Raw genomic sequence first — 25,673 nt, 5'->3', positions numbered from 1 at the left:
GTGTTAATAATTAGGTAAATAGAATACACATACGTTAAGGCAGTATATGATACTTGAGACTGCGGCGATCGCTATTGGTTCTGTAATAGCCACCAAAGCCTTAGAAAAAACGGGCGAAAAGGTAGGTGAAGCCTTATGGGATAAGACTGCTAAGTTTCTCGTCACGCTCAAAAAACAGTCTCCTAATACTGTAGTAGCGATAGAGAAAGCACCAGAACAACGACTCGATTATGGCAAGGCTGTGCTAGAGGTGGAATCTGCGGCTAAGGCTAATCCTGAAGTGGCTCAAGCTGTAGAGGAATTGGCACAAGCAGCTAAAGCCGAACCAAATCCTAAATTTATTCAATCTATACAAGAATTTGCCGATACGCTGAAGTCCCAGCCGCAACAGCCAAATAGTATTAACTATCAAAATTTGGCAGATGAGATAAAGAATGTTTTCCAAGGCAATACATTTAACGCCCCAGTCACCTTTAACTGACCAAAGTCGTCTGACGGGAAACGGACAAAGTTAACTCCCACAAAATCTATTCCTTATCGCGGTTCTGTTAATTTCGTCGGGCGAGAAACGGAACTGGCAATGGTGCATGAAGACTTGCAGCGCGGAAATTATGTAGCAATAGCGGGAATGGGTGGCGTGGGCAAAACTGAATTAGCTACCCAATACGCCAGACGATACGAACAAGATTATGGGGGAATTGCCTGGTTTAACGATAGAGAAAGCAATCTCGCCGCCGAAGTTTTAGAGTTTTTCTCATTGCAGTTTGGTTTGGAAATTCCCCAAGAATTAGGAGGCAGACTTTTAAGCCTTCAAGAACAAATCGCCTGGTGTTGGTCTAAATATCCTAACTCTAACTTGCCGATTTTAATTGTCTTCGATGACGTAACTGATTTAGACAACCTTCGCCAAGTCGTTCCCAAGGATAACCGTTTCCGAGTCTTAATTACTACTCGACTGCGGCATTTAGACGCGAATTTTATTCAAGAGATTTCCTTAGATGTTCTCTCGCCGCAAAAAGAACCAGGCAAAGCCTTAGAACTGTTAAAACGACTGTTGGGGAAAGAAGATAGGCGAGTTGAAAATCAACCACAAGCCGCAACCGCAATATGTGAATGTCTGGAATATTTGCCCTTGGGCATAGAGTTATTGGGAGGCTATTTACTACGCGACCCGGACATATCTTTAGATATCATGTTTGGGCGATTGCAAGAACGTAAATTAGCAGAAGCAGCTTTACAAAACCGGGAAACTCTCACGTCAACTCAAATGGGAGTCAAAGCCGCCTTTGCTTTAACTTGGTCAAAACTCGACCCATTGGCACAACAACTAGGAATATTTTTGAGTTTATTTTCTCCCGTACAGATTCTTTGGGATTTGGTTATTTGGGTAGCAACAAGTGGAGGGGAAACAGAAAATCAGGAACAAAGACAGCTAATTTGGTCAGAAGATGAATTAAACGCAGCTAAAAAGCAACTCTACGGGCGTAACTTGCTGCAACTAGTAGAAGACAGCGAAGGATATTATAAAATTCATGCCTTAGTGCGGTGGTTTTTGCAAGGGCAGTTAGCCGAGGCTGGCGAGATGCAAGCAGTTTTGGAAACAACCTTCGCCACTGCTATGATAGCCCTTGTCCAAATACTTCCCGCTTCACCCACCTCTAAGCATATCGAAGGCTTGAGGAATGTTATTCCCCATCTCGAAGACCTGGGAAACCGTTTAATTGCAGAGATAGAAGAAGCAAAAGAGGCACAGATAATTTATTCAGCGTCAGTCCCTAATGATGGAGTAGCTTGGGTATTTGACGGGGTGGGAAGATTTTACGAGGGACAAGGATTATATCAATTAGCAGAACCTTGGTATAAGAAATGCGTTAAAGTTTGCGAGCTTATGTTTGCCAATGACCATCCTTATGTGGCTGCTAGCTTAGACCATTTAGCAGCATTTTATCATAGCCAAGGACGGTACACTCAAGCCGAACCTCTCTGCATCCAAGCCCTAGAAATGACAAAGCGCCTGTTTGCTGACGACCATCTTCATGTGGCTACTAGCTTGAACAATTTAGCAGCGCTCTATTATAGTCAAGGAAAGTACGGTAAAGCCGAACCTCTCTACATCCAAGCCCTAGAAATGACAAAGTGCCTGTTTGTCGGCGACCATTCCAACGTGGCTGGCAGCTTAAACAATTTAGCAGCACTGTACCGTTCCCAAGGGCGGTACAGTGATGCCGAACCTCTATACATTGAAGCCTTGGAGATGACAAAGCGTCTGTTTCCAGGCGATCATCCCAATGTAGCTACTAGTTTGAACAATTTAGCTCTCCTCTACAATAACCAAAAGCAATACAGTGATGCCGAACCTCTATACATTGAAGCTTTGGGGATGAAAAAGCGCCTGTTTGTAGGCGACCATCTTCACGTGGCTAATAGCTTGAACAATTTAGCATTACTCTACAATAGCCAAAGGAGGTATGGTGAAGCCGAATTTCTTTACATTGAAGCCTTAGCAATGACAAAGCGTCTGTTTCCAGACGGTCATCCTAATGTGGCTGGTGGCTTGAACAATTTAGCTTCCCTCTACAAAAGCCAAGGACTCTACAGCCAAGCCGAACCTCTGTACGTTGAAGCCGTGGCAATGTGCCAACGAGTGTTAGGCGTTAATCATCCCACTACAGCGACAATTCGAGAAAATCTAGCAATCCTGCAACGCCAGTCTACTCCCCGTGCTATCTGGAAACGTCGGTTAAGTCAGTTTGTGCAAATCTTGTTAGCGATATTAATATTACCTTTTTATTTCCTGTGGCGATTGGCTAAGAAATTAATTCGTAATTAAAAAGCTGGGTTCAAGCGATAGACTGACCTAAATGCCTACGGGCTTCTTGTTTAATCGAGGGGCTTCAAATCTGCGCCAACGACTACGCTCAGGACAAGCTCAGTACAAGCGCCCCATGACCCATAAGAATTTTCACCCATTCAGTGCATGGCGATCGCTTTACTCTTTGGATATGCTTTAAGAAGTATTAAAACTAGGCTCCTATTTTTCGGTATCTGTATCTCAGTAATTGTAATTATTAAACTGACAAGCTTGAGAAATTTAATGATGAAATCCTTCTCTATTCCCTTAATCGTTATGATGAGCGCCCTTGCTCTCCCCCAGAGTGCCTATGGTAACGAAGAAAATGTTCCAAATGCAACAGGCGATGCCTACGGCGGGCTGCGCCAACGCAATGAGGCTCAAGCTTTATTGACTCAACCTGCCTCCATTAATACTAAATGGAGAAATTTTAGCGGACAAACTTTTAATCTCAGACCAACTTCTCAATCTATTTCAGGAGTCCAAGACCAAGAATGTGCAAAAATAAACCCGCTGGAAATCCTCAATAACCCAGAGTCATTCTTCAAGGAATGTCCGCAGCTAACAAACGCCCGAAGAAATCAAAATTATGAGCCAGTTGAGTATTTCAAGGTTCCTAAACTCGATTCTGGCATTAAACTAACAGTTACTCAGTTTTAATACAAAAAGTCTGTTAAATAATCAATAATTAATTTTTGGTCTAGTGTAATCTATCTCAATAGCTGGGCAAGCAAGAGGCAATAGGCAATAGGCAAGATAGTTATAGAAAATGAAAGTGTACAGAATTTAGTTCAACAATCAAATAGGATTCCTATATTAATGTGATGTTTGAATAACACCAATCTCAAAAAAGAATGCGACAAATAAACCATTTGTAGAGACGCGATTTATCGCGTCTTCTAATAACCAATATTTATTTACGCCCGCACAGCAAGCCAAACCGAATTAACCCGCGCTGATAACCACGACGCATTAACCCCAGTGACAGCGCCCCTTGGATGGTAGTCCAACCAGCATTGAGTAAACCCCAAAGCGCTTGGGGAGTAAATGCCGAATCAATAACCACATTCCAAAATGGGGCAACAGCCTGCGACCAGTCAGCAGTGCGGATATTGTTTAATGGTAATTCACGGGCGATCGCTTCATACTCTGGCAAAGAAATTACATAAGGCAGACAATACACCCGATAAATATCCTGTAAGTGCTTTTCTTCATCTGCCGTTAGTGGTGACTCATCAGTTGGACGATGACACCAAGTCACCATAATCAACGTACCGCCAGGCTTCAACACCCGATAGCACTCCTGCATGAACTTGGTTTTATCTGGCATATGTTCGCCACTTTCCAACGACCAAACCAAGTCAAAAGAATTATCATCAAAAGGCATTGCTTGGGCATTTGCCACTTGAAATTTTGTTCTTTGACCCAAATTCGCCTCTAAAGCACGTTCCGTTGCTCTGGCGGCTTGCACGGGACTCAATGTAATCCCTGTAGCTTGAGCATGAAACTTTTGAGCCAAATATAAAGAACTGCCACCAATACCACAACCTACATCCAAAATATTTTCAGCCGTCTTTACCCCCGCCCAAGTGAGTAATTCTTCAATTAAGTCAATTTGCGCTTGAAGACGGTCTTTTTTTTCACGACCATCAGCCCCATAGTAGCCGTGGTGCATATGTTCCCCCCAAATCTGTTCCCACAGACCAGAGGAAGCATCGTAAAATTGTTGAATTCGCTGGTAAAGTGTTGCACTCATGAAAAAACAGTCTCAAGACAAAGCATTGTTTAAAAAAAACATAATCGTAGGCTACCATGTATGTTTTTAATTAAATAAAGGTATTTTTGTTTCAGAGAAGGTAAACCACGATCTATCCTCTGGGGAAAAATTTCTCAAATTTCCCTCAATCAACTGTCCTCGGTCTAATTTATACCAATTATTCTAAATAGGGTTACAGATTTAACCATGTGCTAACCCATATTAAATCTAATTTCTTCATTTTGAATTTTGAATTAACTATGACTGTTGCTCGGACAATTTGTTTAGGATTTTTTGCTGTTATTGCTATCGGAACTATCCTGCTGATGATGCCTTTTTCAACTAGCGGTGGTACGTGGAATAACCTGATTGTGGCACTATTCACTTCTACATCCGCAGTTTGCGTCACAGGCTTATCAGTAGTTGACCCTGGTACTTATTTTTCCTTTTGGGGTCAATTTTTTATTGCCCTATTAGTTCAGATTGGCGGATTGGGTTACATGACAACCACCACATTTCTGATTTTGCTCATAGGACGTAAGTTTGATATGCGCCAAAAAATCGCAATTCAGCAAGCTTTAGACCGACCAGGGATGAGTGGTAGCAGTCAAGTTATCCGCTCAATTATTGCCACAACATTAATTTTTGAAATTACTGGTGTATTTTTACTTTTACCAGCTTTTGTTCCCAAGTATGGTTGGAATGAAGGACTGTGGTTAGCGATTTTTCATAGTGTCAATTCTTGGAATAACGCTGGATTTAGTTTGTTTAAAGATAACTTGATAGGCTACCAATCATCTTTGTTAGTAGTCTTCACTGTTACAATGTTGATTATTTTTGGGGGAATTGGCTATCAGGTAATTTTAGAGATGTATATTTGGTTGCGCGATCGCATTCTCAAAAAAATCAAAACACAAGTACTTTCTTTAGACTTTAAAGTCGCTACCAGCACAACAATTATATTGCTAATTCTAGGAACAATAGCTTTTTTCGGTATAGAAATTAGAAACCCTACAACATTTGGTTCATTGAATTTACGCGACCAGATATTAGTAGCTTGGTTTCAATCAGTCACACCGAGAACTGCTGGCTTTAATACTATTGATATTAGTAAAATGACCACCGCTGGTTTATTTATTACTATTGCGTTGATGTTTATTGGTGCAAGTCCAGGTGGTACGGGAGGGGGCATGAAAACAACAACCCTAAGAGTCTTGACAAGTTGCACCAAAAGCATTCTTCAGGGTAAAGAAGAAGTTTTATTATACGAACGTAAGATAGCGATATCTTTAATTTTGAAAGCTGTGGGTGTATTGGTGGGTTCAGTAGCGACTGTGATTTTAGCGACTATTTTAATAAGTCTCACAGATCCAACATTAGATTTTATTCAAATTTTGTTTGAAGTAGTATCAGCCTTCGCCACTGTCGGGCTTTCCACAGGCATCACAGGAACTGTCTCCACAGCAGCCAAGCTCGTCTTAATTATTACCATGTATGTTGGGCGAGTAGGTGTTTTACTACTGATGTCCGCGATACTGGGAGACCCACGACCTACTAATATTCATTATCCTGAAGAAAACTTACTAGTGGGATAGTTAGGGGACGCGGGGAGATGGGGAGATAAGGGAGACAAATCAATTCAAAATTCTTGCATAACGCTCTCTACGAGACGCTACGCTTAGCTTGCTTCTGTCTAGGAGTACGCGGACACGGCTTTGCTGCGCTAACAAAATTCTTGCATTAAAGAACTTCTGCCTCCTGCCTTCTGCCTTTTGCCTTCTGCCTCCTGCCTCCTGCCTCTGCCCTCTACCTTTCTTGATAAAATATACATTCTAAGGCAAAAATTAAATTTTTAATTCACGCGGTATAGCCGTTTTTTGCCCTAAATACAGGGAGCCATAATAAGGATAACAACTGTGAATCTGTCATCGTTAGGTTTTTTTCGCAGTTTACGTAAAGATAACCACCAATTTGCGGTAATTGGGTTAGGTCGTTTTGGTAGATCTGTTTGTTCGACATTGCACAATTTCGGTTATCAAGTCCTAGCAACAGATATTGATGAAAAACGAGTTTCTCAAGCATTGACTGAGGAAATAGTTGGTCATGCTTTGCAACTAGACTCTACCGAACCGGCTGCACTCAAAGAAGCTGGGATTTTTGAATTTGATACCGTAATTGTAGCGATCGGTAACTACGTTCAAGAAAGCATTATAACCACTCTCAATGTCAAAGAGGCTGGTGTACCCCATGTAGTTGCTAAAGCTTCTAGTGAAGTTCACTGTAAACTGTTACGGCGAGTAGGAGCAGATCATGTTGTTTTTCCTGAATATGAAGCGGGTTGTGCCCTAGCGCGTACACTCACCAAGCCATCAATCTTAGATCGGTTTGACCTCGACCCAGATAACAGTATTGTAGAGTTAATTGTGCCTGATGAATTTCACGGCAGAACAATCACCGAACTTCAACTTCGCAACCGCTACGGTTTAAATTTGCTAGCGGTGAGTCAGGATGGTAAATTTCAAATTAATCCTGACCCAACTAAACGTTTAGAACGTGGTTCAGCAATGGTAGTTATTGGCTGCAACAGAGATATCAATCGTTTGCCGATTTGAATAAGCTAGGAGTTGGGATTTGGGAGTTATCATTGGTGTCAACTTAACGTGAAACCCTGATGAAAACGTGATGAGCTAGTTCTACTCACTTACCATCAAGATCCGCGTTACCCCACCCTGGCTTTGCTGACGCAAAACCTCCCCTCCCCTTGGCAAGCGGAGGGGTTGGGGGTGGGGTAAAAGGGCTGTGCAATAAGCGTTTGAACTTAAGTTGACACCAATGGGGAGTTATTCTCCCCTTATCTTCTTCTCTCTTTCATCTCCCCACCTCCCCATCTCCCCACCTCCCCACCTCCCCACCTCCCCACCTCCCCACCTCCCCACTCTAACTTCTTCACTGTCCTGAACTGGTTGAACTAGACTGTGGTTCAACTGAAACAGGTACATCACTGGGGCTGGCGGGCGTTTCGCTAGGAGTTTCTAGTTGATTTTGCGTCTCTGGCACAGGTGTTTGTTCTAGCTTATTTGTAGACTCTGGAGTTTGGGAGGGAGTAGCAGCTTGATTAACTTGAGGTTGCTGTTGCTCTTTTTTCTGAGCAATTTGCTGCATTAGTTGTTCAATTTTCTCGGCTTGTTCAATGTTGCCTTGCTGACGATATTCATTATGGGCACGTTTCAATGCTCCGTTCGCTTTTTTGATGTCGCCCTGATTATATAAAGTTACTCCTAAGTTATAGTAAACTGAAGCATTTTTCGGATTTTGGCGAATGGCTTGGCGATAAACAGAAATCGCCTCAGCAGGTTGACCGTGAATTGCCAGCAAACTTGCCATATTGTTGTAGGCTGTGGCATTTTTTGGATTTAGCTGTAAGGCTTGGCGATAGGTAGCGATCGCCATTTCTATATTTCCTTGCTCTTGCAAAGCGATCGCTAAGTTAAAATAAGCGTTGGCGTTGCTGTTATCGAGATTAATTGCTTGCTGATATGCAGCGATCGCTTCTTGTAATTGTCCTTGTTCATACAATACCAAACCCAAGTTATACAAGGTTGTAGGGTTTGTCGGATTAATTACCAAACTTTGGCGATAAGCAGTAATCGCTGCTTGTTTTTCTCCTTGTCGATGCAACACTAATCCCAAGTTGTAATAAGCTTCACTAAAATTGGGATTGACTTTAATCGCCTCTGCATATTCTTGCACAGCCTCATCTAAGCGATTTTGCTGCAAGCATATATTACCTAGATAGTTCCGCGCTGCACTCACGTTAGAATCTTTCTGCAATGCTTGGCGAAACGCGTATTCTGCACCCTGTAAATCGTTGCGGTTATAGCGCATGACTCCCTGTTGGAAAAAGCTTGCTGCTTCTAGGTCTTGAGAAATCGGCTTTTGTGCTAGCAGCTTGCTTCCTGGGTAATTAATAATTGTCCCAGCTAATACCAAAAATACAGAGGAAGCAAACAGAAGTCTGAACAACGGTTTTTGCTGACCACGACTTCTGTAAAATGCCACCTTCAAAAACCAACGTAACCACTGATGAGATTGAGATTTTTTAGACACGAGTGGCATACCTGTACTTATGCTTATATGTTTATAAGTCAGAGTACCCACCACAGCTGCAAAAATTACAAATCAAAAATTTTTCATCACAATTAAAACTCCAGCAGCATTTCTAGAAAAATGGTAAATAATCACAGGGTGTGTGCAGATAAGAATTTAAGCCAAAGATATTGCTCTTACCCTTGATTGAAGGCTGTTACGCCTTCTGGTAAAATTAGCATTGCATCACCAAAGGAATAGAAACGATACCGAGAGGCGATCGCCTCATTATATATCTTCAACAACCTTTGTCTGCCAACGAGGGCACTAACCAACATCAACAAACTCGAACGTGGCAGATGAAAGTTCGTAATTAAACCATCAACTACCCGCCATTGGTAACCCGGATAAATAAACAAGTTTGTCTTACCACAAAATGGTTCTAAATGCCCGGATTGAGCTGCCCCTTCTAAAGCTCGTACTACCGTTGTACCCACAGCAATAATCCTACCGCCAGCAGCTTTAGTAGCACGAATTTGCTCTACTGTAGTAGCGGGAACTTCAATCCATTCTTCATGCATTTGATGGGTAGTTACATCCTCCACTTCTACAGGACGAAATGTACCCACACCTACATGTAGTGTCACAAAAGCTTGATTAATTCGGCGATCGCACAACTTTTGTAATAATTCTGGGGTAAAGTGTAATCCTGCCGTAGGCGCTGCGATCGCTCCTGGTTTTTGGGCATAAACTGTTTGATACTGGTCATTAGCAGCTTCGGAAGCAGTAATGTAAGGCGGTAACGGCACTTCACCAAAAACCTCTAACAGTTGCACTAAAGATTTTCCTTCTGGCACATCAAATTGCAACAAACGCCCCCCAGTTGCGGCATCCGTTTCTAAAACCGTAGCCGTCAGTTGGGGATTGGGTACTGGGGACTGTGGGCTGGGGGCTGGGGAAGATTCTTCCCAATGCCTAATCCCTAATTGCCTGACTTCAAAAAAAATCTTCGCTCCCTGTTTAAAGCGTTTTCCTGGCTTAACTAAAGCTAACCAACAGTTATGTTGTCTCTCTTCCAATAGCAAAACCTCGATTTGGGCACCAGTGGATTTATGACCATAAAGCCGCGCTGGAATAACTTTTGTATTATTCATTACTAACAAATCACCAGGCCGCAACAGTGCAGGTAAATCTCGGAAAATGTGGTTTAGAGGTGCTGTTTCGATGCCTGTAGTGGGAGAATTAACCACCAATAACTGCGAGCTATCTCTAGGGAATGCTGGGTTTTGGGCAATCAGTTCTGGAGGTAGTTCATAGTCATACCCAGCTACAGAACAATCTAATTCCAAATCATTTGTTTGTGAACTAAAAGTGTTGTTGAAATTAATTTGTGATATTTCTGGCTTCATTTATTAGTATTTATACTGCTGGAAAAAAGTGAGTTTGAGCTTACGCTTATAAGCAGCTCCATGAGATTACTGCTCAATTTTATTTCTACTCCAAAAGATACATATTATTAGGTAACACGCAAAATTCAACATAAAATTTGGGTAAACCTCCCCATCTAAAAACGGGGGCTTTTACCCTACCGGGAACAAGCATAGATTTACGAATATAGATATGTAGGATTGGCTTTGATCCCAAGCACCAACAAACATGGAATATTTGTATTATTTGGCTAATGCCAGTCTAACTCTGAGGGTGGTTCAATACCTGCACGCCAGACCCCAAACACCTGTTTCGTTCGTCACCGTAATTCATCAAATTGATGGCTGGGTGGTTAGGATCAAACTCAGAAGTCAAGTCTCGCCTCAAGAAGATGGTGACTTTCGGGCTTTTCTAAATGAATTAGGAATTAGCTACGAGCCACCAATGAGGGTACAGATGGCACTTTGGAGTTTGGAAGCAGGACAGTGCCCTGTGGATGTGATGCGCCGTTATCAGGTAGCGATAGTCTCTCATGGTAGCCCAGAAAGAGATGAAATCGAGGCTTTTCGGCAACAGTTTGTCCGGGGCTTAGGCTACTGTCCAGAAACTTTGGCGTGATCCGATTTGGTTATCACCATAGTACAAAATTATTGGTCATTGGTAATCAAAATATTTTATCCGTTACCGATTAACCATTGTCATTATCAATTAAACAGTCGAAAGCTGCGGGAATGTATTCTTGCAGCCTATACTCATATCCGGCGGCTGATGAAGTAGCGAGAGCTTCTTGAGTAGCTGTAACCCCAGTCATCTTTTTTGATATTTCCTGACAGTAGACAATGGCAACATCAAATCGGCAGGGATAATCTGCTTTTTCAGGGTATTGGGCTAAAAACATTCCAGCTGTACGCGAAATTTTAGCTTGCTTTTGTGGGGTAATTGCGCTTCTTCCCCCTGCATCCCAACTGCCCGAACTGCGGGTTTTAACTTCAACAAATGACAATATTGATTGGGCATGGGGCATAGGGCATTGGGCATTGGGCATTGGAAAGTTAGGAGTCAGGAGTGAGGAGTTATTCTCCTTGTCTCCTCTGCCCCTCTGCTCCTCTGCCCCTTTGCTCTCCTGCTCTTTGCCTCCTCTGGGATGTTCGGCGATAATATCAATTTCTCCCCAGCGGCAAGAAAAGCGACGATGTAGAATTACCCAACCTGTAGATTGCAACCATTGGGCTACTAAGTCTTCTCCAAAATGACCAGATTTCGGATAATGAGATGGAGGAAGGTTAGTCATTGACTAAAAACATCATGAATTCCATGAATTCTAGGTTAAGCGATCGCATTACAGTTTCTCAGCTCAACTCATTCCATAATGAGTTACAGTTGAAGCGTAAAAGATATTATTTGATTTGGGCAAGCATACTCAGCTTATTTCTTTGGGGAATAGTTGGCGTCACGCTAACCTTAGGTTTTGCTCCCAACGCTTTGGCACTCGAATATAACAAAGAAATTTTGGTCGGGGCTGATTTTTCAGGACGTGATTTAACAGACTCCAGCTTTACCAAAGCTAATCTTCGCCAGAGCAACTTCAGCCATACTAATTTAAGTGGTGTCAGTTTCTTTGCAGCAAATTTGGAGTCTGCGAATTTGGAAGGCTCTGACTTGAGAAATGCCACTTTAGACTCAGCTCGCCTCATCAAAACAAATTTGACAAATGCAATTTTGGAGGGGGCGTTTGCTGCTAACACCAAGTTTGATGGTGCAATCATTGACGGAGCAGATTTTACCGATGTGCTGCTACGTCCAGATGAACAAAAAAAACTGTGCAAAGTTGCCAAAGGCACTAATCCAACAACAGGACGAGAAACGCGTGATACGTTGTTTTGTCCATAGAGAGTAGAGTGTGGGGAGGGAGATGGGGAGAATAATTTCTCACTGCTCACTCCTAACTCCTCACTCAACACTCCTCTACCAACCACGAGCGCCAATCTTTTCACAGACAAATTGCATTCCTTTGCCTGGTGAAGAATCTGCGACAAAAGGTATTTCTCCTGTTTCCTTATCCTCTTGAAGTAGCTCTCCCTCGGAACCGTAAATCGCGATGCGATTAAGAAAAAGCCGTGATTCTGTACACGATGCATCGAATGTAGTCTCGAAGATGCCATCTCCATAGATGCCGTACAGTTTGTATGTTGTGCCTTTAATACTTGTTGTGTCTAGGGCTATGTCATTTCCTAATTTATCGTGACCCACAGTAACATACCTTTGTGCATTTTCAGCGATCGCTACGCCAACACCTTCGGCGAACGCTGCCCCACTGTTTAATAAAATAGCGATCGCTCCCACAATGCCACCTAGCTTAAAAGACATAAACTTTAAAAATATAAGATTTCATATATTTCTACTCGCAATTCAAGGGATTTTGGCACTGTACAAGCACTGAAATCCAGATATAGCAAGGTGTTATAATATTTCCTAATGCCTTGTGGCAAGGGTAAAGCATTACATAAATTTGTCATTAAGACAAGTATGAGTGAAACACTTGCCGATCTAGCCATCCCGCCTCAGTTCCCCGATCGCACTCAACTACCACAGTCTGATGGTACGTTTGTGAAAAATTTTCAAGAGTGCTATCTTCTGCATTGCTCTATCTTCTGGGTTTGGCAGTGGGGTGATGTCCTGAGAAATGTTCCACCAACTGCATAAACGGCATCAAAACCTAAAAACTTTGCAGATTTGACACCAGTGAGAGCGGCTCTCGATGATTCAGAACAGGAATGGTCATTTGAAATGTACTGTAAAAATTTTTTGCAAAGTTAGATTTACCAACAGAGTAGATTTATAAAAAAGTGCGATCGCATCTCATCATTAATATCGAGTAGCTGCGATCGCATTTCTGGAATAATTTTATTAACATACTACGTTTGTACGTGCGATTGAGCGATTTTCATACGACTAAGCGAATATAAAGTGAGTCAGTTTCTTGGTCATAACTGATTTTCATAGTGTCACTTTCCTCAAAAATAACCCTTAATCAATCAGGCTATTCAATCCCCGCTTCTTAACTAGGTGCAACAGCTTAAGGGCAGTGCTACTGGGACGCTTCTGACCGATTTCCCACTTTTGAACCGTTGATAGACTTGTATTCAAAATTGCAGCAAATACTGCTTGGCTGACATGAGATGATTCGCGTATTTGCTTAATTTGCTCAGGCTCTAGCGGTTCAATTGGAGACAAGCACAGGCTGTATAATTCACGCAATGTAGTCCGATCGATCAATCCAGCCTTGTGCAGCCCCGTAGCCGTTTCGTGAACGGCTTCAAGAATCGCTGATTTCTTCTTCGGCATTGCAAATCCAAATTTATCTCACAGTTTTAAACCACTCAGTAATCCCCTGAGCGATCGCTTTTGCCATTTTCTTCTGTTCTTCTGGGTTCACCACCTGTTCAAATTCATCAGGATTACTCATAAAACCCAATTCCAACAACACCGATGGCGCAGCTGCCGGACGTGTCAGTGCTAGGTTATCCCAAAACACACCATAGGAAGGTCTGCCAAGTTTTTTAACTACATAGTCTTGTAAAAATATTGCTAGGCTGTGGGCTTGGGGTTGATACCAAAAAGCAGCGAATCCCTTGGTTTTTTCAGCATCGCCATCATCGGGTAGAGAATTGTGATGTATGGAAATAGCGATCGCTGGTTGTTCTTGACTAATAATTGCTTGACGTTCTACTAAAGAAACTTCCTTGTCGTCCTCCCGCGTCATCACCACCGTCGCCCCTCGCTTCACTAACTCATCCCGTAACAATTTGGAAACTAGCAAATTGACATCTTTTTCTAAATATCCAGTTGGCCCACTGGCACCAGATTCTTTACCTCCATGCCCTGGATCTAGTACAATCTTGAGATTAGCTAAAGGCTTTCGTCTTGTGTTCCCGATTTCTGGCTGATGACGCAAAGCTAAAACCAGGGTTGTACCGTCGTATTTCAGCTTATATCCCCACTGTTGAGCTTTTTTGAGGTTAAAGGTGTATTTTACTCGTTCTGGTGTCTCCTGTTGCCAATCTAGGCGAGAAATTAGGGGGTCATTGTCCAGGCGAATAATGTCCGTTTGGGCAGTAGTATTGTAGAGAGTGAGAGTAAAAGTGCGATCGCTCTGTTGTACGCTCACAGGTACGGGGACTTGTAAGGGGAAAACCATCTCTGTAGCACCAGGGAGTTGACGGTATCCGACACTGCGAATTATTGTTTGTGGCGGAACTGCACCGGGTAAAGTGCGGGTTTCCTGACTATTAATCCAAGCTCCATAGTCTAGGCGCAACCATTCACCTTCCTTACCTGTAACCGTGGCTCGTGTGCCTTTAGGCAATGGTGTGAGTCGAGAATAATCGGTACTAGGGCCAGTGCGTGCTACACCTGCGTCTACCGTCACCTCAGCAACTGGTAAGTTTGCTCTTGAGAGGATTTGAACTTTACCATTTCCTGGTTGAGTTATGGTCTTGCCATTGAGCGTCAGTTTAAACTGAGGTTGTCCCAAATCTACCTCTTGACTTGAGTCTGGAACAACAGCACCAGAGATGATGTTGTTGCCGTAAATTAGGCTTAAGGAATTAGTATCAGGTTGTTGCAGTGTAGTGCAACCTTCATACTTACCTACGCTAGACTGGCCATGAGGCTGATTTTGTCCCGTCAAAGCTGCCAAATTACTTGGTAGTTGGGCTTGCTGGGGTTGGGGCAAAAGGGTAACAGTTTGATTAGCTAGGTGGACAGATACACTGGCGTTAGGGGGTGCGATCGCGCTAAAACAAATAAGTTCTCCTGGTAGTCTGGTAATGTCAGCTGCCGGAGTCAGGGAATCTTTTGCAAAGGCCAACCCCTGTGGAAGTTCAGGCACAGTGGCAAGCCTTGTCACCTTAATCTGGAGTTCTCGATCGCGGTGACGCACAGTAAACAGATTCTCTCCCAACTGCAAAGGTAAACTCGGAGAAAAATGACCAGCTTTGCTGCGGCTTATTGGCTTACCATTGATCGAAACTTGTCCATCAGGAGGTGCTGTGCCCAGAAAAAAGATTTTTTGGGCACTTGTTTGGTAGTTTGTCTGGGGAAAAACGATTAGAAGAGATGGCTCTGCCAAGGCTAAGGAGGAGGTGAGAATACAGCCTAATATTACTAATCCTAAGAGGTTTTTCACAGCAAGAGTGCGGAAGATTTGACCACAGTCACTATGGCACAATGACGGGATGTATTTTTAGAAGTTGTTAGAAATTCAAACTACTATGACTAAGTTTATCTTTGTAACTGGAGGCGTAGTCTCCAGTATTGGCAAAGGCATTGTAGCAGCAAGTCTAGGGCGTTTGCTCAAGTCACGGGAATATTCAGTGTCGATTCTCAAACTCGACCCTTATATCAATATAGATCCTGGGACGATGAGTCCCTTTCAGCATGGGGAAGTGTTCGTTACCCAGGATGGTGCCGAGACAGATTTGGACTTGGGACATTATGAGCGCTTTACTGATACTTCGATGTCGCGATTAAACAGCGTGACTACTGGCTCAATTTACCAAGCAGTCATCAATAAAGAACGACGCGGAGACTATGAAGGTGGCACAGTACAGGTGATTCCCCACATCACCAATGAAATTAAAGAACGAATTCTGCGAGTTGCTAAAAGTACAAATCCATCTGTAGTGATTACAGAAATTGGCGGTACCGTGGGAGATATCGAATCGCTGCCATTTTTGGAAGCAATTCGTCAGTTCCGCAAAGAGGTGGGACGGCAGAATGTCTTGTACATGCACGTGACGCTGGTGCCGTGGATTGCTTCTGCGGGTGAGATGAAAACCAAGCCAACACAGCATTCAGTCAAGGAATTGCGATCTATTGGTATTCAACCAGATATTTTAGTTTGTCGGAGCGATCGCCCCTTACCCACAAAATTAAAGCAAAAACTGTCGGGATTTTGTGATGTCCCAGAAGAATGTGTCATCACTTCCCAAGATGCCAAAAGTATCTATGAAGTACCGTTGAATCTAGAGTGGGAAGGACTCGCACAACAAGTGCTCGACTTGCTGCAAATGGAACAGCGTACACCAGATTTAACCCAGTGGCAAACCCTGGTAAAACGCTTACATAGTCCCAAACACGAAGTAGAAATTGCCATTGTCGGTAAATACGTGCAGTTAAGTGATGCTTACTTATCTGTTGTTGAAGCGCTCAATCATGCTGCAATCTCCACCTATGGTAAATTGCGCCTGCGTTGGGTGAACTCAGAAATTTTGGAAACTGAACCAGCCGAAACCCACCTTGAAGGTGTAGACGGCATAGTTGTCCCAGGAGGTTTTGGACTCAGGGGAGTAGATGGCAAAATAGCCGCCATTAAATATGCCCGGAATCGCCAAATTCCCTTCTTGGGTTTATGTCTGGGAATGCAATGTTCTGTGATTGAATGGGCAAGAAACGTAGGGGGATTAACTGACGCCAATAGTGCTGAATTTGACGCCTATACAACTGACCCAGTAATTAATTTATTGCCAGAACAACAAGAAGTTGTAGATTTAGGGGGTACAATGCGCTTGGGACTATATCCCTGTCGTGTTCTCCCTGATACTCTCGCTTTTAAACTCTATCAAGAAGATGTAATTTATGAACGACATCGACATCGCTATGAATTCAACAATGCTTACCGCGATTTGTTGCTAAAGTCTGGCTATGCGATCAGTGGTACTTCTCCTGATGGACGTTTAGTTGAAATTGTGGAATTACCCAAGCATCCATTCTTTCTTGCTTGCCAATTTCATCCAGAATTTCAATCCCGCCCCAGTGCCCCTCACCCCTTATTTAAAGGGTTCATTCAAGCGGCGATTTCTCTGTCAACTTCTGGTACACCAACACCATTGGAGGTGTCTTAATAATTCATAATTCGTAATTCATAATTCATAATTATTTTTTTGAATTTTGAATCGGCGCATAGCAACATTAACTTAGGGCTTGGGTACATTTGGCATATAGGGTGCATCATTCGTAAATTTTGGACTTGAGGAGATGTTGTGACGTACTGGGTGAAAATCCTTTACGAGAGGAAAGAATATGTAGTAAATTTTGAGCGTGTCCATGCTTTTTGTTATGAAAAAAATGGCAGGGTGACTTTTTGGTTACCGGATAGTGCCATTCCCATAGTGATTAACCCCCAAAATAATCTGGAAGATTATCAAAAGGTTCTCGATTATATAGAGTGCGTTACTGAATTGAAATTAAATCATGCCTACTGGGTAAAAATCCTTTACGAAAAAAGTGAATATGTAATTAACCTCGACTGCGTTAGTTCTTTTTGTCACGAATCAAACGGTAGGATAACTTTTTGGTTACCAGATGGCACTATTCCCATCGTCATTAACCCTGTGAGTAATCCTGAATCCTATGAAAAAGTTATCAAATACGTTGAGAAAGCAACAGGATATTTTTTGTCTTAATATTAAATAATTCGTAATATTCACCAAAGGCGAGAAGCAAGCTACGTAATTCGTAATTATTTAGGAAAATTACTCATTATTAAGGGTATAAATCGACTAATTTCAGTTATGAATAAGAAAAAAAGTTCGTCATCTTTATTCAAGCTCCCCATTTATGAACCACTGCGGTCTGAAAATTTCTTCAAGTAGAGTTAAGTGGCGTGGGTGGGTTAATAATTAAGAATTACGAATTACGAATTACATAATTTTGCCATGCCAGCTTAGCTGCACCGACCATCCCAGCAAACTTTCCTAACTGGGCTGGCAAAATCTGTAAACCCTCTCGCGATAAAGGCTGCACTCGCTTCTCAATTTCTGCCTTTACTGCTGGCAAGAAAAACTCAAAGCTACCACTGATACCGCCACCTATGACGATCGCCTCTGGTGTCAGCACGTAAACCAAAGTTGTCAAACCAACCCCCAAACACATACCATATTCTTGCCAAAAAGTCAAGGCTTCAATATCTCCTTGTTGGGCAAGAACGCCCAATTCTATGGGTTCCTTGAGAGTACGGCGACGAATGGCAGTAGCGGAGGCATATTGTTCCAAAGACCCTTGATTGCCGCTATTGCATATTGGCCCGTCAGGGTTGAATGAAATTAAACCGAGTTCTCCAGCAGCTCCTTGATGTCCAACAAACAATTTGCCATTGAGCATAATTGCGCCACCAACCCCAGTCCCTAAGGTTAGGAGAATCAAATTTTGAAACTGGCGACCGGCTCCCAACCAAGCTTCTCCCAAAAGAGCGCAATTAGCATCATTACCAATTACAGTAGGTTTGCCAGTTTTAGTTTCCAACCAGTCTGCTAAAGGTACATCAATCCATCCAGGTAAGTTAATGGCAATTTTCGCAATCCGCGCCGCCGCATCGGCCGGGCCAGGAGTTCCCACACCAATAGCAACACTTTGATTATCTGGATCTATTTGAGCGATCGCATCTACCAACACTGCTAACACAGCCTCCGGCGTTGTTGGTTGGGGAGCCGTCAAAGTCAAAGATTGCAGACAAGTACCATCAGTTGTAAAACGTCCCAGCTTAATTGCTGTTCCCCCCACATCAATACCAATTACGTCATTAGTCATCAGTCATCAGTTATTAGTCATTAGTCATTAGTTGTTGGGTATGGGGCATTGGGCACTTGTACTGAGCGCAGCCTCTCGTAGAGAAGTATTGGGCATTGGGCATTGGGCATTGATTATTCCCTACGTCCCTGTGTCATTGTGTCCCCCGAAGTTCAGATCGCCGGAAGCCGGCGCTCCGACTTCTCTTTGCGTCTCCCCATCTCCCTATTCCCCACTCCCCAGTTCAAAATCAACAATTCCTTACGGTTTTACGATTTTGGCACGAAAATATTCTAAATTTTCTGTTTTATTGGGTGCGAGTCGTAAGTCAGCAACAGTTGTAGTACGAACACTCGATTGCTCTTGCCAAGCTGTAACAGGAGTACCTCTTAAGATACCAGCAAGGGCGACGGAAAGCATAAACCCGCCAGTAGCGGCGGCAATCAATGTCAGATTATCTTTCACACAAATCTCTCTACTATTTGTTATTTGTTATTTGTCAGTTGTCATTTTTCCTTTGCAAATGACTAATGACTACTTTCGGATTCTATTTTCTCTTCGCAAACGAGGATTGACAAATTCATTTAACCCTTCACCAAGTAGTGATAACCCTACTACCATGCATGTCATTGTTAAACCAGGGAAAAGGGTAGTCCACCAAATGCCGGTAGGTAAAGCTTCTAGTGCTTGTTTTAAGTCGTATCCCCATTCTGGCACTTCTTCTGGAAGTCCTAGCCCCAAAAAGCCCAAACCGCCCAATACTAAAATTGCATCGGCGGCGTTGAGAGTGAATAGTACGGGTACGCTTTGAATGACGTTGAAAAATAGATATCGAGAAAGCACAGTCCAAGTGGAAGCGCCCATTGCTTGAGCGGCTTCGATGAACACTTCAGTTTTGACGCTAACGGTGTGGTTGCGGACAACCCGGTAATATTGGGGAATGTAAGCAATGCTAATGGCGATCGCAGCATTCAATATCCCACGCCCCACCACAAAGGCTAGTGTCACAGACAACAACAGCCCTGGTAAAGTGTAGATGCTATCCATAATAAACAGCAACACTTTATCCAATTTCCCGCCGAGATAACCACTCAGCATCCCCAAAGGTACACCGATAACCATACTCAATGCGGTTGCTAAAATTACCACTTGCAACGCGGCTTGAGCGCCGAACAGTGTGCGAGAGAAAACATCATAGCCCAGGCGACTAGTACCAAACCAATATTTAGCCGATGGTGGCTGATGAATTGGATTCGAGAGGAAATCTTTTGGGTTTTGTAGCCATCCCCAAGCCTGGAATACAGGAGCGAAGAATGCCAAGAAAATGAAAAATAGGGTGATGACTAACCCTATAAGCATGAGTTTCTGGGAAAGATTGGGATTTTTAGCAAACAGGAAAAATATCGGTAATTGCCGTTTTGTAATGGCCATGTGCGATCGCCTGGATCGAGGAAGATACGCTGACCATTTTACATATGGGGACTGGGGATTGGGGACTGGGGACTGGGGATTTGGTAAAAATGTCACATATTGGGGACTGGGGATTGGGAGCTGGGGATTGGGGACTGGGGATTTGGTAAAGATGTCCCATAAAATTGAAGGACTTTAGATTGGTATGATATGCAAGATAGAGGTTTTGAATCTTTAGACTTCTATCAAGACAGCCTCAAGCTGCTAAAAGCGGCTTATCGATTAGCAGAGAGTTTACCCAGTTGTGAACGTTACAATTTGAGCGATCGATTACGAAGAGCAGCTTGCAGCGTTTTACTGAATATAGCTGAGGGCTATGGACGCTATCACTATTTAGATAGATTACGTTTTATGTACATTGCTCGCGGCTCATTAACTGAAACCAAAAGTGCTTTCATTATTGCTGAGAGTTTGGGCTACTGCAACACAGAACAATTAAACTGGGTCAGTCAGCTTAAAGACCGGATTGAAAAAGGTCTCAACGGTTACTGTCGTTTCATTCGTTCCCAACAGCAGGGTAAAGAAGAGTACGGCACTAAACTGGGTGATTGGTGATTGGGTACTGGGTATTGGTTGACTATTATCAGTTAAAAGAATTATTTCCTAATCCCCAGCTCCCAATCCCCAGTCCCCAGTCCCTAGCCCCCAATCCCCAGTCCCCATTCCCCAGTCCCCAGTCCCTAATCCCTAAAGATTACTTTCAATCAACTGCCGATATTCGCTCTTTTGCTTAACGCCTTTGACTTCCTTCACCAGTTCCTTGTTTTTAAACAATTGAACGGTTGGCGTTCCTGTAACGTTAGCATTTTCAGCAATATCTCGGTCTTTGTCGATGTCAATTTCCACAAAGTGAATTTTGCTGTCAAATTCATCCACCACTTTGTTTAAAATTGGCTTCAAGGTATGACAAGGGCCGCAGCCAGGAGAGACGTATTTAACTAAGAGTAAGCGATCGCTTTCGTGGAATAATTTCCGTAAAGCATAACCCCCCTCATGACGCGTTGCATTCAAGCTAAATCCAGCTTCTTCCTCAGCCTCGGTCTTTTTGGCTGGCTGATGTTCTAATTCGTTATCTGCTGTTTCTGGTTGTTGATGGAATTCTTGAATTAAGCCAGTAGATGACAACCAACGTTCTGCCAACATCGCCGCCATACAGCCACTACCCGCAGCGGTAATTGCTTGACGAAATTCATGATCTTGTACGTCACCAGCGGCAAAAACGCCTTCTATACTGGTTTCCGCAGAACCGGGCTTAGTGACAACGTAACCCACCTCATCGAGTTCTAGTTGTCCTTTAAATAAAGAGGTATTGGGAGTGTGACCAATGGCGTAAAATAAACCCTTTGCGTGGAGTTTGCTTTCTTCACCAGTTTTGGTATTGCGGACTTTCACCCCTTCCATGTGACCGTTACCGAAGATATCGACGGCTTCTGTGTTCCAATGCACTTGGATTTTCGGGTTGCTTAAAACTCGGTCTTGCATGGCTTTGGAAGCCCGCATTTTATCGGTGCGTACCAACATATTTACCTTGGAACCATACTTGGTGAGGTAAATTGATTCTTCTGCCGCTGAGTCGCCAGCACCAATTACAGCCAATTCTGCACCGTGGAAAATCGGTGTTGCACCATCACAGATTGCACAAGCCGAAATACCCCGACTCCAGAATTGCTGTTCGTTGGGTAAACCTAAACGTTTTGCTGTCGCACCGGTAGCAATCACGATGCTGTTGGTTTTGATTTCTCTTTCTTGCGATCGCACCGTAAACGGACGCTGACTCAAGTCAACTGATATAACATCTTCAGTATATAGCTCAGCCCCCCAGCGCTCTGCCTGCGCCTTCATCTTATCCATCAGTTCCGGCCCGGTAATCCCTTGGGGAAACCCAGGAAAGTTCTCGACTTCCGTCGTCGTCATTAATTGTCCACCAGGCAATCCCCCCGCTTGGAAACCTTCAAATACAACGGGTTTCAGGTTAGCACGTCCAGCATAGATGGCGGCTGTGTACCCTGCTGGCCCAGAACCGATAATTACTAAGTTTTCTACAGTTGGGTTACTCATGAAAATACTATAAACTCATAACGACTACGCTTAATATAGCATAACAAATTGCGATCGGCTATATTCAGATGGGAAGCGCTGGGAAAAAGCCTACAGTACGAAGGGTTCAATACTTGCCAAAGATGCTCTTAACTGCTGAGACTGTTCTCGCAGAGATTTACTAATAACTTCAACATCTAGTTCTAGCAATTCTGCTATTTCTTGAATAACTTGTTTTAGCGCTAGGTTTATCTTGCCAAGTATAGAAGAAGACTTGGAAAAGAGAAAGCTGCGATCGCGTGATGTGTGTTTTGTGAGAGGCGATTGATCGATTGAAGAAGACCAAGCGGCACTTTGTAGGTTTTAATATCCCGACTAAAACCACTATATTTCTGCGGTCAAAATTTTTTGAGCTGGTGTGATAGGAAAGCGATCGCAACTGGGTAAGTTACATTCAGAACACACAAACACTTCCTACCCCAGGGAAAACACTTATGAAAAGCGAATTGAAAGCAAAATTTCTCCAACACATCCTTGACAAAAAGAAGGGAGATGAGGGTTTTACACTCATTGAATTACTAGTAGTAATTATTATTATCGGTATTTTGTCAGCGATCGCTCTACCTTCTTTCTTGAACCAAGCTAACAAAGCCAAGCAATCAGAAGCTAAAACTTACGTAGGTTCCATGAACCGCGCGCAGCAAGCATATTATTTAGAAAATAACGAATTTGCAGATTCAACTGGTTTTGGTAAATTAGGTCTTGGTGTTGCCACACAAACCACAAATTACAAATACACTATTAACGGTGGTGGTGCTTCCTCTAGCACAGTAACTAACCAAGCGCAAACAGTAGTTGGTACTGCGCCGCTTAAAACTTATATTGGTGGCGTGGGTGTAGCAATACAAGCTGCTACAAGTGAGGCTACCACCATAGCTGTTCTGTGTGAAGCAGTTAAGGCCAGAGTTAACAATGGTGCAGATGGTACAGCAGCAGCTACGTTCACTAATGGTACACCTTCTTGTCCTAACCCTGGTACTGACTACTCTCCTGTGAAGTAATGTAGGCAGGCTAATTTATTTTTTTGATTCAGCTAAATTAGGTATGAAATAAAGTGGGTAGATTAATCTACTCACTTTATTTAAATTTATTTAATTCAGAAAAAATAATATTTTTTGTTTTTTAAATTATATTATCCCATCATAAATTATGATAACTGGTACTACCCATGATTACTAATATAAATAATTGGCAAAACCAAGCTGAAAGATACTTAGTACAAGGAAATTATGTAAAAGGTATATCATTATACGAACAAGCAATAGCTAGAGAGCCTAATGCTATTTCTTACTATTGGCATTTGGGACTTTTTTGGTTATTAGAAGGAGACGAAGCACAAGCACAAATGGCTTGGATGCTACCAATGGCAGAAGCAGATGAAGAACAGTTACAAATTTGGACAAATGAACTGTTTCAAGTTTTGCAACCAGAAGCAGAACGACGTGAGATATTGGCAGAATATTCTATTGCTTGGTTAATTCGTCAGCATCTGCGAGAAATTAATCCTATTGATATTAATAATTTACTTCAAATTACGTTGCTTGCTATCAAGCTGGACAAGTTTGAAGAAATTGAGAATTTAGATGATTTGAGAATAATTGAACTCTTAAATGAACAAGAAATCAATGATGCTACAGTCAAATTATTAATACAAGTTTTAGAGAATTTTTTAAATGCTTTTCCGTTACATCCAATAAATTTAGCTCTAGTAAAAGCTTCTTTACCTTACTTTACTGATACTCACGAATGCTTCTGCATACTCCTCCCTGCTGCCATGAATATTGGTCATACTTTACAGCAGCCTGCACTAGCAGCATCTCTTCTAGAATTGCATTTGCAAATCGAGCCAGATAATGTAGAAGCTTTACGGCATTTAGCAGTTTTTTATCAAGACGCTCGTTATTATTCTCAGGGTATAGAGACTGCTAAGTTATGTTATTCGCTATCAGAAGGTTTAGCTGATAAAATTTTTGCCCTCCATCTACTGTTACGTGGTTTAATGACAGCGGGAGGATATTGGAAAGAGATATGTGGCACTTGTCAAGAGTTAGAAAATGTTTTTCAACAGTTTATTCAAACTCAACCAATTCCTTTAGAGGAAGCAAGAATACTAAGGCTACTTACACCATCTTTTGCAATACCTCATATTAAAGACGAACCTGCCTCTTTTCGAGAAATCCATAATAGAATAGCCAATATTTTTCATAACTATATTCAAGATATTGTTAATTATGAGGGTAAGAATTTTGTACATAAAAATAGGAATATGCAACCACTGATATCTGTAAGTAAAAAAATTAAAATTGGCTATATATCTTATGCTTTTAGAAATCATTCAGTTGGTTGGCTAGCTCGTTGGCTATTTCAATATCACAATAACGATAAATTTGAAATTTATACTTATTTTGTTAACTATAAATTAGTAGATGATTATCTCCAACATTGGTATGTTAATCATGGAGGTAAAGCTCACTTATTAGGCATGAATGGCTTAGAAATTGCTGAACAAATATATAAAGATGAAATTGATATTTTAATTGATCTTGATAGTATTACTTTAGATATTACTAGTGAAGTGATGGCACTTAAACCAGCCCCTATTCAAGTTACTTGGTTAGGGTGGGATGCGTCGGGTATACCTGCAATCGATTACTTTATTGCAGACCCCTATGTACTGCCAAATGATGCACAAAATTACTATACAGAAAAAATCTGGCGATTACCTCAAACTTACATAGCAGTAGATGGTTTTGAAGTTGGTGTACCAACTCTCCGCCGCGATGACTTGGATATCCCTATGGATGCCGTTGTATATCTCAGCGCCCAAAGAGGATATAAACGCCATCCAGAAACTACAAAGTGGCAAATGCAAATTATCAAACAAGTACCTAATAGTTACTTTTTGATTAAGGGGCTTGCTGAGCAGGAAACAATTAAACGCTTCTTTTACCAAATTGCCGAAGAAGAAGGTGTAGATTGTTCTCGGTTACGATTTTTACCACAAGTTCATTCAGAGTCAGTTCATCGCGCTAATTTAGGCATTGCTGATATTGTATTAGATACATTTCCCTATAATGGAGCGACAACAACTTTAGAAACATTGTGGATGGGTATCCCGTTGGTAACGCGAGTTGGTGAACAGTTTGCAGCTCGTAATAGCTACACCATGATGATAAATTCTGGTATAACAGAAGGCATTGCCTGGACTAATGAAGAGTATGTAGAATGGGGTGTGCGCTTAGGGAATGATAAGGCTTTACGCCAACAAGTCGCTTTGAAGTTGAAAGCATCGCGGCAAACAGCACCACTGTGGAATGGTAAGCAGTTTACCCGTGAGATGGAGAAAGCCTATGAGCAAATGTGGCAAAGGTATCTGGAAGAATAATCAACTTAAAAAATCTCTCACAAACGAGAAAA

General features: G+C 42.4%; 24 protein-coding genes. 13 read left to right on the top strand and 11 right to left on the bottom strand.

The features are described 5' to 3' along the window. Positions 1 to 46 precede the first annotated feature (46 nt). The 3 genes from H6H03_RS23400 (at position 47) to H6H03_RS23390 (ending at position 3,511) form a co-directional block, all read left to right on the top strand. Positions 47 to 481, top strand: coding sequence for a hypothetical protein (locus H6H03_RS23400; protein ID WP_190957458.1), 435 nt, complete (start codon positions 47 to 49; stop codon positions 479 to 481). Between the two features lie 99 nt (positions 482 to 580). Further along, the gene (locus H6H03_RS23395) at positions 581 to 2,830 is read left to right on the top strand and encodes a tetratricopeptide repeat protein (RefSeq protein ID WP_190957457.1); all 2,250 of its coding nucleotides are present in this window, start codon (positions 581 to 583) and stop codon (positions 2,828 to 2,830) included. A 264-nt stretch (positions 2,831 to 3,094) separates the two neighbouring features. Further along, a complete protein-coding gene (locus tag H6H03_RS23390) occupies positions 3,095 to 3,511 on the top strand; it encodes a hypothetical protein (protein ID WP_242057956.1) in 417 nt (138 codons plus the stop codon). Positions 3,512 to 3,764: 253 nt separating this feature from the next. Here H6H03_RS23390 and H6H03_RS23385 read toward each other — a convergent pair whose 3' ends face one another. Beyond that, positions 3,765 to 4,607: a methyltransferase domain-containing protein gene (locus H6H03_RS23385; RefSeq protein ID WP_190957456.1), complete on the bottom strand. Its 843-nt coding sequence runs from the start codon at positions 4,605 to 4,607 to the stop codon at positions 3,765 to 3,767. A 260-nt stretch (positions 4,608 to 4,867) separates the two neighbouring features. On the opposite strand from H6H03_RS23385, the gene H6H03_RS23380 reads away from it, so the two are divergent. Both H6H03_RS23380 and H6H03_RS23375 read left to right on the top strand, forming a co-directional pair. Further along, complete coding sequence (locus H6H03_RS23380) at positions 4,868 to 6,202, top strand: TrkH family potassium uptake protein (RefSeq protein ID WP_190957455.1); 1,335 nt, start codon at positions 4,868 to 4,870, stop codon at positions 6,200 to 6,202. Positions 6,203 to 6,523: 321 nt separating this feature from the next. Beyond that, complete coding sequence (locus H6H03_RS23375; protein ID WP_190957454.1) at positions 6,524 to 7,219, top strand: potassium channel family protein; 696 nt, start codon at positions 6,524 to 6,526, stop codon at positions 7,217 to 7,219. A 334-nt stretch (positions 7,220 to 7,553) separates the two neighbouring features. On the opposite strand, the gene H6H03_RS23370 is transcribed toward H6H03_RS23375, so the two are convergent. Beyond that, complete coding sequence (locus H6H03_RS23370; protein WP_190957453.1) at positions 7,554 to 8,723, bottom strand: tetratricopeptide repeat protein; 1,170 nt, start codon at positions 8,721 to 8,723, stop codon at positions 7,554 to 7,556. Positions 8,724 to 8,890: 167 nt separating this feature from the next. Next, positions 8,891 to 10,102: a tRNA preQ1(34) S-adenosylmethionine ribosyltransferase-isomerase QueA gene (gene queA, locus H6H03_RS23365; protein ID WP_190957452.1), complete on the bottom strand. Its 1,212-nt coding sequence runs from the start codon at positions 10,100 to 10,102 to the stop codon at positions 8,891 to 8,893. Positions 10,103 to 10,349: 247 nt separating this feature from the next. On the opposite strand from queA, the gene H6H03_RS23360 reads away from it, so the two are divergent. Continuing rightward, positions 10,350 to 10,739 carry a hypothetical protein gene (locus H6H03_RS23360; RefSeq protein WP_190957451.1) on the top strand — a complete coding sequence of 130 codons (390 nt, stop codon included), beginning with the start codon at positions 10,350 to 10,352 and terminating at the stop codon, positions 10,737 to 10,739. Positions 10,740 to 10,809: 70 nt separating this feature from the next. On the opposite strand, the gene H6H03_RS23355 is transcribed toward H6H03_RS23360, so the two are convergent. Next, positions 10,810 to 11,412 carry a YraN family protein gene (locus H6H03_RS23355; RefSeq protein WP_190957450.1) on the bottom strand — a complete coding sequence of 201 codons (603 nt, stop codon included), beginning with the start codon at positions 11,410 to 11,412 and terminating at the stop codon, positions 10,810 to 10,812. Positions 11,413 to 11,435: 23 nt separating this feature from the next. On the opposite strand from H6H03_RS23355, the gene H6H03_RS23350 reads away from it, so the two are divergent. Further along, positions 11,436 to 12,011: a pentapeptide repeat-containing protein gene (locus H6H03_RS23350; RefSeq protein WP_190957468.1), complete on the top strand. Its 576-nt coding sequence runs from the start codon at positions 11,436 to 11,438 to the stop codon at positions 12,009 to 12,011. 75 nt (positions 12,012 to 12,086) lie between these two features. On the opposite strand, the gene H6H03_RS23345 is transcribed toward H6H03_RS23350, so the two are convergent. After that, the gene (locus tag H6H03_RS23345; RefSeq protein WP_190957449.1) at positions 12,087 to 12,488 is read right to left on the bottom strand and encodes a hypothetical protein; all 402 of its coding nucleotides are present in this window, start codon (positions 12,486 to 12,488) and stop codon (positions 12,087 to 12,089) included. A 159-nt stretch (positions 12,489 to 12,647) separates the two neighbouring features. On the opposite strand from H6H03_RS23345, the gene H6H03_RS40485 reads away from it, so the two are divergent. Then, a complete protein-coding gene (locus H6H03_RS40485; protein ID WP_242057955.1) occupies positions 12,648 to 12,824 on the top strand; it encodes a hypothetical protein in 177 nt (58 codons plus the stop codon). 324 nt (positions 12,825 to 13,148) lie between these two features. Here H6H03_RS40485 and H6H03_RS23335 read toward each other — a convergent pair whose 3' ends face one another. Both H6H03_RS23335 and H6H03_RS23330 read right to left on the bottom strand, forming a co-directional pair. Further along, complete coding sequence (locus H6H03_RS23335) at positions 13,149 to 13,466, bottom strand: helix-turn-helix domain-containing protein (protein ID WP_190957448.1); 318 nt, start codon at positions 13,464 to 13,466, stop codon at positions 13,149 to 13,151. Positions 13,467 to 13,479: 13 nt separating this feature from the next. Then, positions 13,480 to 15,309, bottom strand: a complete 1,830-nt coding sequence (locus tag H6H03_RS23330) for an N-acetylmuramoyl-L-alanine amidase (protein ID WP_190957447.1) — start codon at positions 15,307 to 15,309, stop codon at positions 13,480 to 13,482. A gap of 85 nt (positions 15,310 to 15,394) precedes the next feature. Between H6H03_RS23330 and H6H03_RS23325 the strand changes: the two genes are divergently transcribed. After that, positions 15,395 to 17,026, top strand: a complete 1,632-nt coding sequence (locus H6H03_RS23325; RefSeq protein WP_190957446.1) for a CTP synthase — start codon at positions 15,395 to 15,397, stop codon at positions 17,024 to 17,026. Between the two features lie 138 nt (positions 17,027 to 17,164). Further along, the gene (locus H6H03_RS23320; RefSeq protein ID WP_190957445.1) at positions 17,165 to 17,587 is read left to right on the top strand and encodes a hypothetical protein; all 423 of its coding nucleotides are present in this window, start codon (positions 17,165 to 17,167) and stop codon (positions 17,585 to 17,587) included. A gap of 223 nt (positions 17,588 to 17,810) precedes the next feature. Here H6H03_RS23320 and H6H03_RS23315 read toward each other — a convergent pair whose 3' ends face one another. From H6H03_RS23315 to H6H03_RS23305, 3 genes are all read right to left on the bottom strand, one after another. Further along, positions 17,811 to 18,710 carry an ROK family protein gene (locus H6H03_RS23315; RefSeq protein ID WP_190957444.1) on the bottom strand — a complete coding sequence of 300 codons (900 nt, stop codon included), beginning with the start codon at positions 18,708 to 18,710 and terminating at the stop codon, positions 17,811 to 17,813. Between the two features lie 240 nt (positions 18,711 to 18,950). Further along, on the bottom strand, positions 18,951 to 19,154 hold the full coding sequence (locus H6H03_RS23310) for a hypothetical protein (RefSeq protein WP_190957443.1): 204 nt from the start codon (positions 19,152 to 19,154) through the stop codon (positions 18,951 to 18,953). Positions 19,155 to 19,223: 69 nt separating this feature from the next. Next, entirely contained in the window at positions 19,224 to 20,120 is an 897-nt protein-coding gene (locus H6H03_RS23305) for an ABC transporter permease (protein ID WP_190957467.1), read from the bottom strand. A gap of 189 nt (positions 20,121 to 20,309) precedes the next feature. Here H6H03_RS23305 and H6H03_RS23300 point away from each other — a divergent pair, with 189 nt between their 5' ends. Then, positions 20,310 to 20,714, top strand: a complete 405-nt coding sequence (locus tag H6H03_RS23300) for a four helix bundle protein (protein WP_190957442.1) — start codon at positions 20,310 to 20,312, stop codon at positions 20,712 to 20,714. Positions 20,715 to 20,846: 132 nt separating this feature from the next. On the opposite strand, the gene trxB is transcribed toward H6H03_RS23300, so the two are convergent. Then, the gene (trxB, locus tag H6H03_RS23295; RefSeq protein WP_190957441.1) at positions 20,847 to 22,217 is read right to left on the bottom strand and encodes a thioredoxin-disulfide reductase; all 1,371 of its coding nucleotides are present in this window, start codon (positions 22,215 to 22,217) and stop codon (positions 20,847 to 20,849) included. A gap of 473 nt (positions 22,218 to 22,690) precedes the next feature. On the opposite strand from trxB, the gene H6H03_RS23290 reads away from it, so the two are divergent. Next, positions 22,691 to 23,257: a type IV pilin-like G/H family protein gene (locus tag H6H03_RS23290; RefSeq protein WP_190957440.1), complete on the top strand. Its 567-nt coding sequence runs from the start codon at positions 22,691 to 22,693 to the stop codon at positions 23,255 to 23,257. A gap of 167 nt (positions 23,258 to 23,424) precedes the next feature. Next, positions 23,425 to 25,641: an O-linked N-acetylglucosamine transferase, SPINDLY family protein gene (locus H6H03_RS23285; protein WP_190957439.1), complete on the top strand. Its 2,217-nt coding sequence runs from the start codon at positions 23,425 to 23,427 to the stop codon at positions 25,639 to 25,641. The last annotated feature ends 32 nt before the right edge of the window (positions 25,642 to 25,673 follow it).

The sequence above is a fragment of the Nostoc paludosum FACHB-159 genome (assembly GCF_014698835.1).
Lineage (GTDB): Bacteria > Cyanobacteriota > Cyanobacteriia > Cyanobacteriales > Nostocaceae > Nostoc > Nostoc paludosum.
This window is presented reverse-complemented; position numbering and strand designations above follow the sequence as displayed.

Excerpts from the sequence above, each read along its gene's own strand:
- H6H03_RS23400 (WP_190957458.1), top strand. The coding sequence starts at position 47 with ATGATACTTGAGACTGCGGCGATCGCTATTGGTTCTGTAATAGCCACC.
- H6H03_RS23395 (WP_190957457.1), top strand. The coding sequence starts at position 581 with ATGGTGCATGAAGACTTGCAGCGCGGAAATTATGTAGCAATAGCGGGA.
- H6H03_RS23390 (WP_242057956.1), top strand. The coding sequence starts at position 3,095 with ATGATGAAATCCTTCTCTATTCCCTTAATCGTTATGATGAGCGCCCTT.
- H6H03_RS23385 (WP_190957456.1), bottom strand. The coding sequence starts at position 4,607 with ATGAGTGCAACACTTTACCAGCGAATTCAACAATTTTACGATGCTTCC.
- H6H03_RS23380 (WP_190957455.1), top strand. The coding sequence starts at position 4,868 with ATGACTGTTGCTCGGACAATTTGTTTAGGATTTTTTGCTGTTATTGCT.
- H6H03_RS23370 (WP_190957453.1), bottom strand. The coding sequence starts at position 8,723 with ATGCCACTCGTGTCTAAAAAATCTCAATCTCATCAGTGGTTACGTTGG.
- queA (WP_190957452.1), bottom strand. The coding sequence starts at position 10,102 with ATGAAGCCAGAAATATCACAAATTAATTTCAACAACACTTTTAGTTCA.
- H6H03_RS23360 (WP_190957451.1), top strand. The coding sequence starts at position 10,350 with ATGGAATATTTGTATTATTTGGCTAATGCCAGTCTAACTCTGAGGGTG.
- H6H03_RS23355 (WP_190957450.1), bottom strand. The coding sequence starts at position 11,412 with ATGACTAACCTTCCTCCATCTCATTATCCGAAATCTGGTCATTTTGGA.
- H6H03_RS23350 (WP_190957468.1), top strand. The coding sequence starts at position 11,436 with ATGAATTCTAGGTTAAGCGATCGCATTACAGTTTCTCAGCTCAACTCA.
- H6H03_RS23345 (WP_190957449.1), bottom strand. The coding sequence starts at position 12,488 with ATGTCTTTTAAGCTAGGTGGCATTGTGGGAGCGATCGCTATTTTATTA.
- H6H03_RS40485 (WP_242057955.1), top strand. The coding sequence starts at position 12,648 with ATGAGTGAAACACTTGCCGATCTAGCCATCCCGCCTCAGTTCCCCGAT.
- H6H03_RS23335 (WP_190957448.1), bottom strand. The coding sequence starts at position 13,466 with ATGCCGAAGAAGAAATCAGCGATTCTTGAAGCCGTTCACGAAACGGCT.
- H6H03_RS23325 (WP_190957446.1), top strand. The coding sequence starts at position 15,395 with ATGACTAAGTTTATCTTTGTAACTGGAGGCGTAGTCTCCAGTATTGGC.
- H6H03_RS23315 (WP_190957444.1), bottom strand. The coding sequence starts at position 18,710 with ATGACTAATGACGTAATTGGTATTGATGTGGGGGGAACAGCAATTAAG.
- H6H03_RS23305 (WP_190957467.1), bottom strand. The coding sequence starts at position 20,120 with ATGGCCATTACAAAACGGCAATTACCGATATTTTTCCTGTTTGCTAAA.
- H6H03_RS23300 (WP_190957442.1), top strand. The coding sequence starts at position 20,310 with ATGCAAGATAGAGGTTTTGAATCTTTAGACTTCTATCAAGACAGCCTC.
- trxB (WP_190957441.1), bottom strand. The coding sequence starts at position 22,217 with ATGAGTAACCCAACTGTAGAAAACTTAGTAATTATCGGTTCTGGGCCA.
- H6H03_RS23290 (WP_190957440.1), top strand. The coding sequence starts at position 22,691 with ATGAAAAGCGAATTGAAAGCAAAATTTCTCCAACACATCCTTGACAAA.
- H6H03_RS23285 (WP_190957439.1), top strand. The coding sequence starts at position 23,425 with ATGATTACTAATATAAATAATTGGCAAAACCAAGCTGAAAGATACTTA.